This window comes from Nitrospinaceae bacterium (assembly GCA_018669005.1).
Classification (GTDB): Bacteria; UBA8248; UBA8248; order UBA8248; family UBA8248; genus UBA8248.
This window is the reverse complement of the sequence record JABJAL010000108.1, coordinates 1-13,575: the sequence shown is the minus strand read 5'-3', so window position 1 is coordinate 13,575 and position 13,575 is coordinate 1. Positions and strand designations below refer to the sequence as shown.

General features: G+C 54.4%; 13 protein-coding genes and 1 tRNA gene. 2 read left to right on the top strand and 12 right to left on the bottom strand.

The annotated features are described in order from the left end of the window. The 9 genes from HOJ95_17040 to HOJ95_17000 form a co-directional block, all read right to left on the bottom strand. Positions 1 to 247: hypothetical protein (locus HOJ95_17040; protein MBT6396402.1), on the bottom strand; the 247-nt coding region annotated here is incomplete at its 3' end. A 3-nt stretch (positions 248 to 250) separates the two neighbouring features. Continuing rightward, positions 251 to 1,057 (bottom strand): AAA family ATPase, encoded by an 807-nt coding sequence (locus tag HOJ95_17035; protein ID MBT6396401.1) that lies wholly within the window; start codon positions 1,055 to 1,057, stop codon positions 251 to 253. A gap of 52 nt (positions 1,058 to 1,109) precedes the next feature. Further along, a complete protein-coding gene (locus HOJ95_17030; GenBank protein ID MBT6396400.1) occupies positions 1,110 to 1,883 on the bottom strand; it encodes a type III pantothenate kinase in 774 nt (257 codons plus the stop codon). Further along, a complete protein-coding gene (locus HOJ95_17025) occupies positions 1,880 to 2,647 on the bottom strand; it encodes a biotin--[acetyl-CoA-carboxylase] ligase (protein ID MBT6396399.1) in 768 nt (255 codons plus the stop codon). Before HOJ95_17025 ends, HOJ95_17030 begins: the two co-directional genes overlap by 4 nt. Next, positions 2,648 to 5,269 (bottom strand): valine--tRNA ligase, encoded by a 2,622-nt coding sequence (locus HOJ95_17020; GenBank protein ID MBT6396398.1) that lies wholly within the window; start codon positions 5,267 to 5,269, stop codon positions 2,648 to 2,650. A gap of 4 nt (positions 5,270 to 5,273) precedes the next feature. Further along, complete coding sequence (locus HOJ95_17015) at positions 5,274 to 7,232, bottom strand: response regulator (protein ID MBT6396397.1); 1,959 nt, start codon at positions 7,230 to 7,232, stop codon at positions 5,274 to 5,276. Positions 7,233 to 7,382: 150 nt separating this feature from the next. Continuing rightward, complete coding sequence (gene mltG / locus HOJ95_17010; GenBank protein MBT6396396.1) at positions 7,383 to 8,435, bottom strand: endolytic transglycosylase MltG; 1,053 nt, start codon at positions 8,433 to 8,435, stop codon at positions 7,383 to 7,385. Continuing rightward, a complete protein-coding gene (gene ruvX / locus HOJ95_17005) occupies positions 8,432 to 8,869 on the bottom strand; it encodes a Holliday junction resolvase RuvX (GenBank protein MBT6396395.1) in 438 nt (145 codons plus the stop codon). The genes mltG and ruvX overlap by 4 nt, the downstream gene beginning before the upstream one ends. Continuing rightward, positions 8,866 to 10,482, bottom strand: a complete 1,617-nt coding sequence (locus tag HOJ95_17000; GenBank protein ID MBT6396394.1) for a TolC family protein — start codon at positions 10,480 to 10,482, stop codon at positions 8,866 to 8,868. Before HOJ95_17000 ends, ruvX begins: the two co-directional genes overlap by 4 nt. Positions 10,483 to 10,815: 333 nt before the next feature. Between HOJ95_17000 and HOJ95_16995 the strand changes: the two genes are divergently transcribed. Next, entirely contained in the window at positions 10,816 to 11,760 is a 945-nt protein-coding gene (locus HOJ95_16995) for a bifunctional riboflavin kinase/FAD synthetase (GenBank protein ID MBT6396393.1), read from the top strand. Positions 11,761 to 11,828: 68 nt separating this feature from the next. Here the strand turns inward: HOJ95_16995 and HOJ95_16990 are convergent, their stop codons facing one another. Next, on the bottom strand, positions 11,829 to 12,071 hold the full coding sequence (locus HOJ95_16990) for a glutaredoxin family protein (GenBank protein MBT6396392.1): 243 nt from the start codon (positions 12,069 to 12,071) through the stop codon (positions 11,829 to 11,831). A 90-nt stretch (positions 12,072 to 12,161) separates the two neighbouring features. Between HOJ95_16990 and HOJ95_16985 the strand changes: the two genes are divergently transcribed. Beyond that, positions 12,162 to 12,248 (top strand) — tRNA-Leu (locus HOJ95_16985). A gap of 106 nt (positions 12,249 to 12,354) precedes the next feature. Here the strand turns inward: HOJ95_16985 and HOJ95_16980 are convergent. Both HOJ95_16980 and HOJ95_16975 read right to left on the bottom strand, forming a co-directional pair. Further along, on the bottom strand, positions 12,355 to 13,266 hold the full coding sequence (locus HOJ95_16980; GenBank protein ID MBT6396391.1) for a class I SAM-dependent methyltransferase: 912 nt from the start codon (positions 13,264 to 13,266) through the stop codon (positions 12,355 to 12,357). Between the two features lie 143 nt (positions 13,267 to 13,409). Continuing rightward, positions 13,410 to 13,553, bottom strand: a complete 144-nt coding sequence (locus HOJ95_16975; protein MBT6396390.1) for a hypothetical protein — start codon at positions 13,551 to 13,553, stop codon at positions 13,410 to 13,412. Positions 13,554 to 13,575 lie beyond the last annotated feature (22 nt).

The following is a 13,575-nucleotide window of genomic DNA, read 5'->3' as shown; positions in this document are numbered from 1 at the left end:
GTGATATAGATTGAGTAGAGGCAACTTGTGGGACCCCGGGAAGGTCTGGAATATCGAGCGGCACCTCCTCGGGGGCGATGGCCGGCTCAGGGACATCGGGGACGGGTGCAGCGGTCTCCTCTTGTTGAAGACCTTTTAGCTCGCTTAGCCTGAAGGATTCTTCTTTTGGTGCCTCGGGCGGTTTTTTCTTCTTCGGCCCTTTGTCCTCGCCCTCGGGTCCATTTTTGATCAAATCACTCAAGCGCATGGCCTACCCCCCACCCTCGCTGTCGCGGATGACCTTATCCACCAGTTTGCTGTTAATGAGCGGCACCTTATAGGTAAAACCGACGAGGAGGCAAAGGTCGCAAAGGTTGACGATGCGCCTAGGGATGCCCCCCGACATTTGAAATATGTTCTTGATGGCTTCCTCAGAGAATATACTTTTTTCGAGGCCCGCCACCTTGAGGCGGAAAAATATGAATTTAACCGTGTCGGTATAGTCGAGAGGGCTCAGGTGGTACTTGATAGAAATTCGCTGGCTAAGTTGCGGAATGCTCTCCACTTTTGCCTGGAGTTCGGGCTGCCCGACGAGTATCAAGGTCAGTAAAAAGCGATCGTTCATCTGGAAGTTCAGGAGCATCCGAAGCTCCTCTAATGTTTTTTCGTTCTCAATCGCCTGGGCCTCGTCCACGATGACGATTGTATCCATGTCCTTCTGGATGTTGGATAACATCTTCTCGTTCAGGAGACGGAGAAGATCGACCTTCGAGGTGGAGTCGGACTGAACGTCGAGCTGGTAGAGAATCTCCTTGATGAAATCGACGGGCTCAAGACTTGGGTTAGCGACGAGGCCGATGTCATAGCGTTTCTCGTCGAGCTGGCGAATAAAGGCGCGCGTTAGAGTGGTCTTCCCCATACCTGGGTCGCCCGTGAGCATCGCCGCCCCTTTTCTCCCCTGGGCGGCATAGACGAGACGTGTTAGCGCCTCCTCGTGCTTGGATGAGAAGTAAAGGAAATCTGGATTTGGCAAATTTTCAAAAGGGGAAACTTTCAGTCCCCAGTATTCAAGATACACGCGTTTCTTGCCTCGTTAGTGAAAGCTGGAGCGAAATGATGTTACGGCTCGCCTAGGGATTTCGCTCCGCGATAAGTCGGAGCCCGATGAGGGTGAGATCCGGGTCAATGTGGTCAAAGATATTTTCATCCTCTGAGAAAAGAAGGCTTTGACCTCCCGTTGCCACCACCTTTGTATCACCGCCGAGTTCGAGTTTCATTCGCTCAACAATGCCATTAATCAAACCTTTATACCCGAAAAACATCCCAGACTGAATGCTGTGAACCGTATTTTTTCCTATCACAGAGGTTGGAGCCGCCGGTTCAATCCTCGGAAGACGGGCCGCCCGCTCCACCAAGGCTTCTAGGGAGACCCCAAATCCTGGGGATATGGCGCCACCAAGATACTCTCCCCCGACAGAAATCGCATCAAACGTAATCGCAGTGCCGAAATCTGCGATGATGAGTGGCCCTCCGTGAAGATGAAAACCCGCAACGGCATTGACGATTCGGTCAGCGCCCACTTCGTGGGGGTTGTCGTATTTGATGGAAATTCCTGTCCGGGTTCCGGGGCCAACAAGGAGGGGGGTAACGCCAAAATGGTTAGTCGACATCACCTCCAGCGTTGGACCCAGCGGTGGGACCACGCTGGATATGACCACCCGGCTGACTGATGACATCTCAAACCCCGAGAGGCGAAAGAGGCCCTCGATAATTACGGCCAGCTCATCCGCTGTGCGCCGCGCAACCGAGCCAAGGCGCCAGCTCGCTCTTTTTTCCTCACCCTCAAAAAGGCCGATGACCGTCTCGGTATTTCCAACGTCTATGGCCAACAGATGCACGCTCATGACTCAATAATCTCCCCTGTGTCAACAGAGTGCAAATTCCCGTCCCCCGTATCAAGGATGAGGCGCCCGGCCTCATCGATACCTCTCATTATACCCTCCAATGGGGCATCCGCGATGGAAAATGAAAATCGCCGTCCGATACCGTCCGAATGCGACTCCCATCTCTCCCGCAATGGCTTGAAGCCCGATTCGATGAAGTCTTGGTATCTGAGCCTGAGCCGATTAAGGAGGGTGTGGAGGATTTCCTCGCTCTGAGGCAGTCGGCATCCCGCCGCTTCCATCGAAGTGGTGCGAGAGGCGAATTCATCTGGATATCCGTCCGGTGGGGATTTGAGGTTGAGCCCAAAGCCGACGATGACAGCCGGTTTTGCTGCGCCGGAGGACTCAAAATCAAGGAGAATACCACCGACTTTTTTCTCGCCCAGCCGGATATCGTTTGGCCACTTCAACCTGGCTGGAATACCCCCTGTCTCCTCTAGCCCCTCGGCGATGGCCAAGGCACATACCAGGCTGAGCACTGCCAGCTGATCGCCCGGCAGGGGGGGGCGCAGAAGAGTGGAAAAATAAAGGCCGTATCCCGGAGGGGAAAGCCACGAGCGCCCTAGTCGCCCGCGCCCTTTTGTCTGGCTTTCGGCACGGATAACTAGCCCTTCGGGCTCGCCCAGCCGCGCGCGCTCAAGGGCGATATCACTGGTCGAGGATACTTCTCCGAGATTCTCGATTCGCCACGAAATGGCAGGGGCGCGAATCTCTGTCGGCGTCATCTAGCTTTTTAGTTCCATGAGCCTGGATAGGCTTTCCTGAAGTTTTTGCTCGCGGCCGCGCTCTTCTTCGATTGCGTCCCGGTTTTTCTGGACGACTTCCTCAGGCGCCCGATCGACGAACTTCGGGTTGGCGAGCTTTTTCTCGATGCCCCCGATGGACTTGGCAATATCTTTAATCTGTTTGTCGAGCCGCTGGATTTCCTCGTCCAGGTCGATGAGGCCCTTGATGGGAACAAAGGAGGCAATATTTCCGTAAACGGCGGACGCAGAGGCCTCGGGCTGCTCGATGTCCGAGCCGATTACGATGTCTGTGCCGATTTTTCCGAGTCGAAGAAACCACTCGAATTCATTTTCGATAAGTTTTTTTTCATTCTCTGCGCCCACGCGGATAGACGCGGAAATTTCCTTGTTGGGAGGAATGTTAAGTTCGCCCCGGATATTCCGGATGCTGCCCAGGATGCCAGTGAGTAATTCGAAATCGCTCTCGGCCCCGGGGTCGTCCCACTCGGGTTCGGGCTCGGGCCAGTTGGCAATCATGATGCTCTCGCCCTCGCGACCGGGGAGTTTTTGCCAAATTTCTTCTGATATATAGGGCATGATGGGGTGGAGGAGGCGCAGTGTCCTCTCCAGAACCCGGCCGAGAACGGCCTTGCTGGCCTCGCCGCCCGACTCGCTCATCAGCGCCGGCTTGATGACCTCGATGTACCAATCGCACAACTCGTGCCAGGTGAACTGGTAGAGCGCGAGCGCAGCGTCATTGAAGCGGTATTCCTCTAATGCGAGGTCAGTCTTACGGGTGACTTCGTTCAGGCGGCTTAGTATCCAGCGGTCACCCAAAGAGAGGGTCTCGTGGGGAGGCATATCCGGCAGCGTCTCGCCTATGTTCATCAGCGTGAAGCGGGCGGCGTTCCATAGTTTGTTGCAGAAATTTCGGAAGCCAGCGATGCGCTCGGTGGAGAGGCGAATGTCGCGCCCCTGGGCGGCCATGGCCGTCAGCGTGAGGCGCAGCGAGTCGGTGCCGAACTCCTCGATGATGTCGAGTGGGTCGATGACGTTGCCGCGCGTTTTACTCATCTTCTGGCCGTGCTCGTCTCGAACGAGGGCATGGATGTAGACGTCGCGGAAGGGAACTTCGTCCATGAACTTGAGCCCGCTCATGATCATTCGTGCAACCCAGAAGAAAATGATGTCGAAGCCGGTGACGAGAACCGAAGTGGGGTAGAAATAATCGAGGTCGGCGTTTTTTTCCGGCCATCCGAAGGTTGAGAATGGCCACAGGGCCGAGCTGAACCAGGTGTCGAGCACATCTGTCTCGCGCCTGAGGTTGGGGTCGTCCGGGTCTTCACGGGAGACAACGATTTCGCCCGTCTTGTCGTTGTGCCAGGCCGGTATCTGGTGGCCCCACCAAATCTGGCGGCTGATGCACCAGTCGCGAATGTTTTCCATCCACTCGAAATAAGTGGATTCCCATTGCTTGGGAACGATGCGGATGCGCCCGTCCTTGACGGCGCGAATGGCTTCCTCGGCGAGGGGCTTTGTATTGACGAACCATTGTTTTGAAAGAAAGGGCTCAATCGGGGTGGCGCACCGATAGCAGGTGCCCACGGAATGGGAATGAGGTTTGACCTGGCGCATGAGCCCGAGATTTTCGAGATCCTCGACGATGCGTGCTCTGGCCTCGTAGCGGTCCATTCCCTCGTAGGGCCCGCCGTTCTCATTGATCGAACCATCTGTATTGAGAATATTGATCTGAGGCAACTCGTTTCTAAGTCCGGCCTCGTAGTCGTTCGGATCGTGGGCGGGGGTGACTTTCACCGCACCCGTACCGAATTCAGGGTCAACGAACGTGTCTGCGATGACGGGTATCTTGCGGTCTAGAAGGGGGAGGCGCAGCATCTTGCCGACAAGGTGCTTGTGGCGCTCATCGTCGGGATGCACGGCAACAGCGGTGTCACCCAGCATGGTCTCGGGGCGGGTCGTCGAAATGGTGAGGCCGTGCCCCCCCTCCCATAGTGGATAGTGAAAATCCCACATGTGCCCATCGCGGTCCTCGTATTCAACCTCAAGGTCTGAGACGGCTGTCGTACAGCGAGGGCACCAGTTGACCAGGTAGTTGCCCTGGTAGATGAGTCCCTCCTCGTAGAGGCGTACAAATGACTCGCGCACCGCTTGCGAGAGGCCCTCGTCCATGGTGAAGCGCTCGCGCTCCCAATCGCAGGAGGCCCCCAATTTCTTGAGCTGGTGGATGATGGTGCCGCCGCTCTCGGCTTTCCATCCCCAGACGCGCTTGACGAACTCCTCTCTGCCCAGATCCTCGCGGCGCAACCCCTCGTCGGCAAGCTGGCGCTCGACCACGTTCTGGGTGGCGATGCCGGCGTGGTCCATGCCGGGCATCCAGCACACGTTATATCCCTTCATTCGCTTCCAGCGGGCTAAGATGTCCTGAAGGGTGTTGTTCAGGGCATGTCCCATGTGAAGGGAGCCGGTTACATTCGGTGGAGGGATAACGATGGAGTAGGGCTCGCGGCTATCGTCTGCTTGCCCGTGGAAATAGTTTTTCTCCTGCCAGAAGGCGTACCAACGGTTTTCCGCCGCTTTGGGGTCATAGCGGGGTTCTAACAAAAAATTATTCTCCGCGTTTGATTTTATCGATTTCCCGGATGACGATCTTTTCCACCATGTCGGGGATTTGCGCGACAACTAAATCTTCTATTCGCCGAAGGAGAGCTGGAACAATTGCTTCCACTGTTCGCTCCAGGCTTTTCTCTATGTTTGTCTCTAAATGTTCTGGCTCCGAAGCCCCGCTCGGCTCTTGAGGCATCGCAAGGGGCTCTACATCTTCAACAAACTCAGGCGGCGGATCCGCGTCTAGAGCCTCATGCGGTATAGCATATATTTCGGGAGACTCGGGTGGTGCCGCATTTGCGTCGTCGGCCTCTATTTCAAGCTGCTCCCAGAAAAGATCGTCTTCCGTGGGGGCAGGCTCCTCGACCGACTCTTCGGCAACCGCCTCTATGGCCGCAGCCGACTCTTCATTTTCCACCTCGGAGGCTACTTCCTCCAGAGCGGATTCGAACTCCGCTTCAGTAGTTTCCGCCTCTGCCTCCGCTACGGCCTCTGCGGGAGATTCTTCAACAATGCCTTCTTCGCTGAATACCATTTCTTCAAGAAAAGTTTCTGCCTCGGTTGCTGAGGTTCCGTAATCGGAGATGGCAGCGCCCTCATCGTCTTCCTCGGCAGCTAATTCTTCTTGCAGTGAAGCAAGTTCATCTTCAGCCGCTTTGACTTGGTCGTCCGCAAGATGTTCGAGCCCACCTTCGTCGATTTCATCCGGCGCCTCGAAATCGGCGGCCAGTTCCGCTTGAAGAGAACCTAGTTCGGCCTCGGCCTCCTCAAGGGCTGATTCTTCAGGAGTCTCGACTATGAGCTCATCTATTCCCAAGTCATCTGCGAGCATCTCACCGGAGGGGGCCTCCTCGGTCAAGGTGGATTCTTCTGCCATGTTTTCTAAATCTGCAGCCAGGGAATCTTCGACCTCCTGAAGTGTCTTGTCAAAATCCTCATCATCAAGAGATGTGCCGGCCTCGGGAGAAGAAACAGACTCGGGAGCTTCTTCGGTAACCGTCTCCTCCTCGGCCAGAGCTTCAAATTCGTCTGCCAGCGTGTGCTCCAGAGCGAGTTGCATCGGGTCGAAATCCTCTTCTTCAGGAGTCGCTTCCCCGCCGGGAGAGGGTGAGGCTTCCTCGGTCGGAGTCTCCTCTGTAGCGCTTTGTTCAACGTCATTGCCAAATTCATCCAGGAATGCATCTATGTTCTCATCCTCGCCGGAGACGCTCACCTCCTCGAGGGCTGCTGTGTCAGCGGAAGCATCTTCATCCTCTGTAGCATCTGGTGCGGGAGGTGCCTCGGGGGCGGCCTCCTCAAGAGTGTCGTCCAACTCGTCGAGGGGAGGGATACCATCATCGTCATCGACTACCAGATCGGATAAGGCATCGTCCTCGTCAAATGCGCTTGGCTCGGCGACTGCCCCTATTTCCTCTGCGGCGTTCTCAAGCTCTCCGGCGAGGGGGTTTTCGATATCAGCGGCTAGGGTGTCTTCAGGCTCCGAGGTAAGGGGGTCTTCGATTAAAGGATCAGCTTCAAGGTCCGCGAATGCATCATCTCCGTCAAAAATGTCCTCATCGACCTCTGGCTCAAGTGCTGCTTCATCAGAGGGTGCAGATGATATCGCCTCCTTCACGTAGGCGAGAAGGTTCTCGGGCTCGAAGGGTTTGGTGAGAACACCTATCGCGCCAACATCGAGGGCCTCTTGTTCCGTGACATTTTCCTTGGCGCTTGAAAGCATAAGGACAGGAATTTTGCCCAACTCGTCGTCATCCTTGAGGGCTCGGCAGAGATCGAAGCCGCTGTTTCTCTTGAAAGTGGAACTCGCCAAAATAAAGTCGGGCTTGAGGCTTCGGGCGAGGGTCATTGCCTCCTCCGTGTCCTCAGCAGAGAAGACGGAGATGTTCAGACCCTCCATCGTCAATTCAACGACGCGATGAATCAGGGGGCTTTCATCAACCAGGAGTAAATTATGTGCCATTAATGTCACTCTCCGCCCGGGCGCCGGCCGGATGTGCAATATGGGCGCAAAACACTGGGCGGGATGCGGATTATCAATACATCCGTAAATTCAGGAAATTGTTAAACATCTTTGTAGTCAATCTCGGCTAAATCATGCCATTTCTGATAATTAACGGTCAACCTTTCGTTTTCTAATCTGATAGCGTCCGACGGCCAGCCTGTGCTCCCTGTAGGTTCGTGAAAACTTGTGGCCCCCCTCTCGATTCGCGACAAAGTAGAGGTATTTCACTGGGGCAGGGTTCAGTGCCGCGCGAATGGAAGCAAGACCCGGGCTAGCAATTGGGCCTGGCGGCAATCCTTTGTATCGATAGGTGTTATATGGAGAATCGAAGGCTAAATCTTTTTTTCGAATATTTCCGTCGAAATTGGGAAGTGAGTAGATGACGGTGGGGTCGCTTTGAAGACGCATGCCTATTTTGAGCCGATTGATGAAAACGGCAGCTATAATAGGTCGTTCGGACCCGACAGCGGTTTCTTTTTCGATGACCGATGCGAGGGTCAAAGTTTCGTGAATTGTCAGATTCTGCTCATGGGCCAGGCGGCGCAGGGAGGGGCTGAACTTGCGTCGTAGATTTTTGACCATGCGGGTGAGTATTCGCCGGGGCGAGGTCTCGAGGGGAAAGCGGTAGGTGTCGGGAAACGGATAGCCCTCGAGAGTGGGGGCCTGGATTTTGAGGTTTTTGAGAAAAGCCGGATCGCGGGCGAGGCTTAGAACTTCCTTCCTGTCGCCAAAACCGGCTTTTTCTATGACGGTGGCTATCTCCTTGAGGTTGAATCCCTCTGGAATGGTGAATCCGTTTTGGGCGACATGGCCCTTGATGAGGTCTTGATAGATGCACCAGGGGGGCATCGAGGGACTCAGTTTATAGGTACCAGATCGAATCCGGCTGGCCCCGCCCCGGAGGCGGGCCTGAAGCTCGAAGATGGCGGGGTATTTGATGATGCCCTTATCCCCAAGTGCGCGGGATATTTTTTTCAGTCCCATGCCAGGGCTTACTTTGAAAAGGATGGTTTTTCTTCCTGGCCCTGCGGCGGGGGAAGCGAATTCGTGCTCTACATACCAGTAGCCCGCCCCTGCTAGTGTGATAAGAATTATCGCAGCCAGCAAGAAGACGCGTTTCTTGCGGCGGGGGACTGGTTCTGGGTGCTCGTTGTCGGTCATGACAAAGGGCTGCCGGAAATACTTTTCATGTCCAGGTAGCCCTGGAGGATGAGCTGCGCAGCAACGATGTCTCTACGCTCTTTTCTTCGATTGCGGCGCACGTCCATGTCGATAAGAGCGCGTTCTGCCTCCGCCGTACTCAAGCGCTCGTCCAAGGATTCGACCTTGATGTCCAGTAGTTTTCTAAGTCTTGAAATGAAGCGGCGAACGCGTTTGGTCTGGGGTGTGTCGCCGCCCGACATGTTCAGAGGCAGGCCGACGATCAGGCGCTCGACCTCATGGGCTTCGATGAGTTCTTTGATCTCGTCGGCCACCTGGGCATCGGTGTCACGAAGGATGTAGTCAAGGGGCTGTGCTGTTATACCGAGTGGATCGCTCAAGGAGAGGCCAACGCGCTTTTCCCCGCAGTCCACGCCCATGATCCGGGTTGTCATGGCTTGTCGCCCGGAGTGCCTTTTCTGGGATCGCCCAGCTTGATTTTAAATCGTTGGAGCGTGGTGTAGGTGGAGCGGCTCAACTGGGCGACGCTTTTATTATAATCAACCAACGCTTGTACTTCGTTGGACAGGGCGTTCGCCACGCTTTCCTGGTCCTCAAGCACATCGCGGCTTGTCGAGAGGCCGACCTTGAATTTTTTCTCTTGTGAGTCAAGGCGCTCCTCGGTCAACCGGCTGGCGAGGCGGGTGGCCGTGATGCGCTTAGTGTTTGAGCGCACGAGGCGGACGCTTCGACGGATTTCCTCGATGATGGATTGCTCAAGCTGCTGATAGGCGGCGTTGGCTCTCTGGAGCTCAAGGCGCGATTTATCTAAATCCGCTCTCGCCTCCCGATTTCCGATGGGTATGCGAATGGCAAGCTCGCCCGAAAGCGCATAGCCTTTGTTGTTGAATTGGCGCCGGGTGGAGTTCGAAAAGGAATTTTTAACGCCCTGGTTGGCCGCGCTCGCGGAGAGGTCTAGCTCGGGCATGAGGTTCGTCCGGTCCCGCTTGAGGCGTATCTTGCTTTTCTCAATTTCGAGACGAGCCGATTCGAGATCGGCGCGCCTCTCAAGAGCTTTCATCGTGGAAGCCATTTCGTTGAGTTTTATGGGCTTGTAATTCGCTTGATCCGCAGGGGTGACGCGTAGCGCCCACGATGAAATATTGTCGGAGACGTTGAGTATTTTTTTGAGCGCGTCCTCGCGGTCCTGAAGCTGGCGCTCGGCGACAATGACTTCCTCCTCGCGCTGGGCGACGGTGGACTCGGCCTCCAGGATTTCGATTGGCGCAAGCGTTCCCACCTCCACCTGGATTCGATTTCGGCGTAGCAGGTCTTTAGCTAAATTGAGGGATGTGCTTCTGAATTTCAGGTTGGCGTTGGCGAATACCAGATCCCAGTAGGCTTGTTCAACGGAATCGATAACCGAAATCACGCGGCCCCGGTAGGTGAGCAGAGATTGATCGAGGGAGAATGAGGCGATGTTTATGTTCGCCTTATTCACATCGATGCCGAAGTTTTTGAGAAGCGGTTGTGTCAGTGTGAATGTCAGGGACGATTCGAAATTCGGGTTGATATTTCTCGATGTGGAATTCGAGTTCTCGCGTGCTGTCTCGAATGTTAGCTCGACGTCTGCGCCGGTGATGAATTTTTTCTCAATCCCGGCTGTAACCTTCTGCTCGCTGGTGACCTGCTGTCCAGTACTGGTGGTGAGTCTTGAGGCTGAATCGAGATTAGATTTTTCGGTGCTTGCGCTTGAGACAAAGGCAATGTCGAATTCGGATTTCTGGATGGCCACTTCTTGGCCGCGAATTCGGGGGTTATGCGCTTCGATTAAAATATCGAAGTTGCGGGCAAGGGCCAGCGTGACGGCTTCTCGAAGGGAGATTTTTAGATTCTTGCCCGAAACCTTGGGAGCCGAGGCAGGTGCCCTCGGGCGCTCGAAGTGAAGTTCTTTAACAAGCGGTTGTTTCGAATCTGGTGCCGCTGGCGCACCCCAAGCGATAACGGGAAGGGTGGCGACGAGAAGAACGGCGAATTGATTCAAGATAAGTAGGCCTGACTTTTTCATGTAATGTCGAATATCCTTTAGAATCAAAAGGTATGCCGAAAATAGCGCTCGTGTAGCCCTCCCATGAGGACGCCGCCGCTATTATACGCTGAATTGTGTGAATATGGGGCGCGAGGAGTCCAATGCCACTCACGCTTTTGATATCCTACTCAAAAGCGAAGGATCTGTGCAATAAATGGGGCCTTACTTTCATTATGCCTGGCCATGGGGATTTTTATGTTCCGGGCTCGCTTCCCCTGCTTTTCTTGCGGCAAGAGGCTAAGCTCTGCTAGAAATGTGCTCGCTGGCTCGTGAGGGTGGTGCGGCATTTAATTAATTCGAGGTGTTAATCCATTGGATGTTATTCGGGGCGCTGATGTGATGCCCCCTACGGGCGGGGACACCGTCCTGTCTATCGGTAATTTCGATGGCGTTCATCTGGCGCATCGACATATCTGCCAACAAATAAAGGAAGCTGCCCACGAGCGGGGCGCTAGGTGCGCGATACTCACTTTTGAGCCGCATCCGTTGTCGGTTGTCTCGCCTGATAGATGCCCGCCTCTGATGACCACTTTGGATGAAAAACTGTCACGTCTTGAAGCCCAGGGGGTGGACATGGTCTTCGTCGAGCCGTTTACTCCCGAGTTGGCTGCCATGGAGGCCGAGGAATTCATCCGAAAGATTTTGCACGAAAAAATACAGGCTGGTCTTATCTTTGTCGGGTTCAACTTTCATTTTGGAAAAGGAGCGGTCGGCAATGTCGAACTTCTCCGACACGAGGGCGAGGGCTTGGGGTTTGAGACCCGCGAGATAGAGCCTTTCATGTCGAGTGGCCAGCGCGTGAGTAGCTCGGTCGTCAGAAAACTTCTGCTTGCCGGTCAGGTGGGGGAGGCGGCCGAGTTTCTGGGCGGCTTTCATGCTATCGAGGGGCCTGTTATCGAGGGCGATGGACGGGGGCGGCAGATAGGTGTCCCCACAGCTAACGTCGCGTATCCGCCGATTCTTGTCCCTGCAAAGGGGGTTTATGCCTGCTGGGTCCGAATCGGGGGCCGGGAGGCCGAGCGCCTACCAGCGGCGGTGAACATCGGCGATCGGCCTACTTTTGGCGGCAAGAAGGTCTCTATCGAGGCACATCTTCTTGAGGGCGGGCGGGACCTCTATGGCGAGCAAATTCGAGTCGAATTCGTCTCGCGTCTTAGAGATGAAATGAAATTCTCGGGCCCCGAGGCGCTCGTCGCTCAAATTCGAGCCGATATCGCGGCAGGCAGGGAGTTTCTCAAAAACGCGCCCTGCCTTTAAAGCCCCTGTCGAGTAGGGACTCGTCCCCGCCATCAGCGTAAACGAAAAAGTCTACTTACCGCTTAACTCTACCCAAGGAGGCGGCGCAGGCGGCGAATATCGACATGGTATTTGAATGCTTTTTCCTCGCCGATGAAGCCAACCGGCACCTCCTCGCCATAAAGCGCCTTGAGGACGAGGTCTGAGTCCACATCGATTTCCTGGATAATGAGCTCTGGCATGGCTGCGCGTATCTCGGACTTGGCCTTCTCGCAGAGCGAGCAATTCTCCCGCGTATAGAAAATAAGCCTGGGTGTGCCAGAATTTTTCATGGGTCGCCTGCCTAGTAAAGTTAGGAGTTTGTGGTTCCTTCTCCCTCTAACTTGACATTATAGGCCGCTCTTTCTATATACGCTTCCAGTGCCCGAGTGGCGGAACTGGTAGACGCGCTAGGTTCAGGTCCTAGTGGGCTTCGGCCTGTGGAGGTTCAAGTCCTCTCTCGGGCACCATTTTTTATGTAGGACTCACCCTGTTCGGTGTTTTTCGCGGAAGAAGTGGGCATCGGCATTTCGGGGGCTGCGTGATATCGAGGTACCGCTTTCCTCGAGGCCTTGGCTATTGCGCCAAAAGCATCACTTGAGGTTTGTACGCGACGTTTCCTTCCAAGATATCCGAGAGCGGATTCTCTTTGATCTCATCTTCAGGCCGCGAGAGGAAAAAATCGGCGTAGTATTTCCCCCCGGCTTCTTTCCCGGCGGGGTCGATCTCAATTGCTTTCAATCGTTCAATGACGTGGGATTTTTCTTCATCGGATTCAAAATCGCGCTGTACAAATTCGTGTTCCAATAGTTTTTCGGTGAAGAGTCCTTTTCCATCTAATTTGTGAATTATCGAATCATAAGGAAACATTCGGAGGACAAATGAGGCCACCCAGGGAAGCGCGTCCGTTTTGAATGACTTGAGGAGGGATGTAAAAGTATTTTCCGTTACATAACCCACGCAACCGGTCGAGATGATCATGTCGGCATTCTGGATTATTTCCGCTTCCCTCGGTGTTAACTCCTCTTGCTCTAAATTCGCGACGATGCCCTGGTCCAGATATCCCGCCTCCATCGCATAGTGGACGGCCTCCTCGGAGGTATCCAGGCCGATGACGTTGAAATTTTCGTTTCGAGGACAATGGTCAAGCATTTCGCGATCGGAGGAAAGCAATTCGGCTCGGGTCAGATCATTGGCTTCATGGGAGCCATAACGTCTGTACAAATCGTCCATGGAGATGTCGTACTTCAATATGGCGCCGTTGATTCCGTAGGAGCAGCCCACGTCCACCACCGTAACTTGCTCATCGGGCCGATCTGCCGCAATGGTTTCACACAAGGCTTTAAAAATGGATTTCGCCTGCTCGGGGATGATGTAGTGAAGGGGTTTTAAGGTGGAGAAATAAGACCTGGGATCGGTCTGGGTGTAGATGTGGTCTAGGTTGGATTTTCCCTCATTTTGCGCGCCATATACACCTTCTGTCGACATATATTCTCTTCCAATAAATGGAGCGAAAAAAAATGAAAAGCAAGGCTACTGCCCTGCTTCCCTGCCGAACGCTCACGGTTTCGGCTGTGATTATTGTATTGTTTGGCATTATACGACAATACTCTCCTTTTAGAAAGTGCGGCCTAATTTATCCCTTGCTCATCCCGCCAGTACAGGCCATCCGGCACATTTTCTCGGGCCATTTGAGAAGGACCTATACTCCTTTGTGGCGGCGTGTTCATCAAGCCGTTTAAAAATTCATCACGCATCATGACCTTCTCGCCCATTCTCTATTCCAGCAAAATTTCC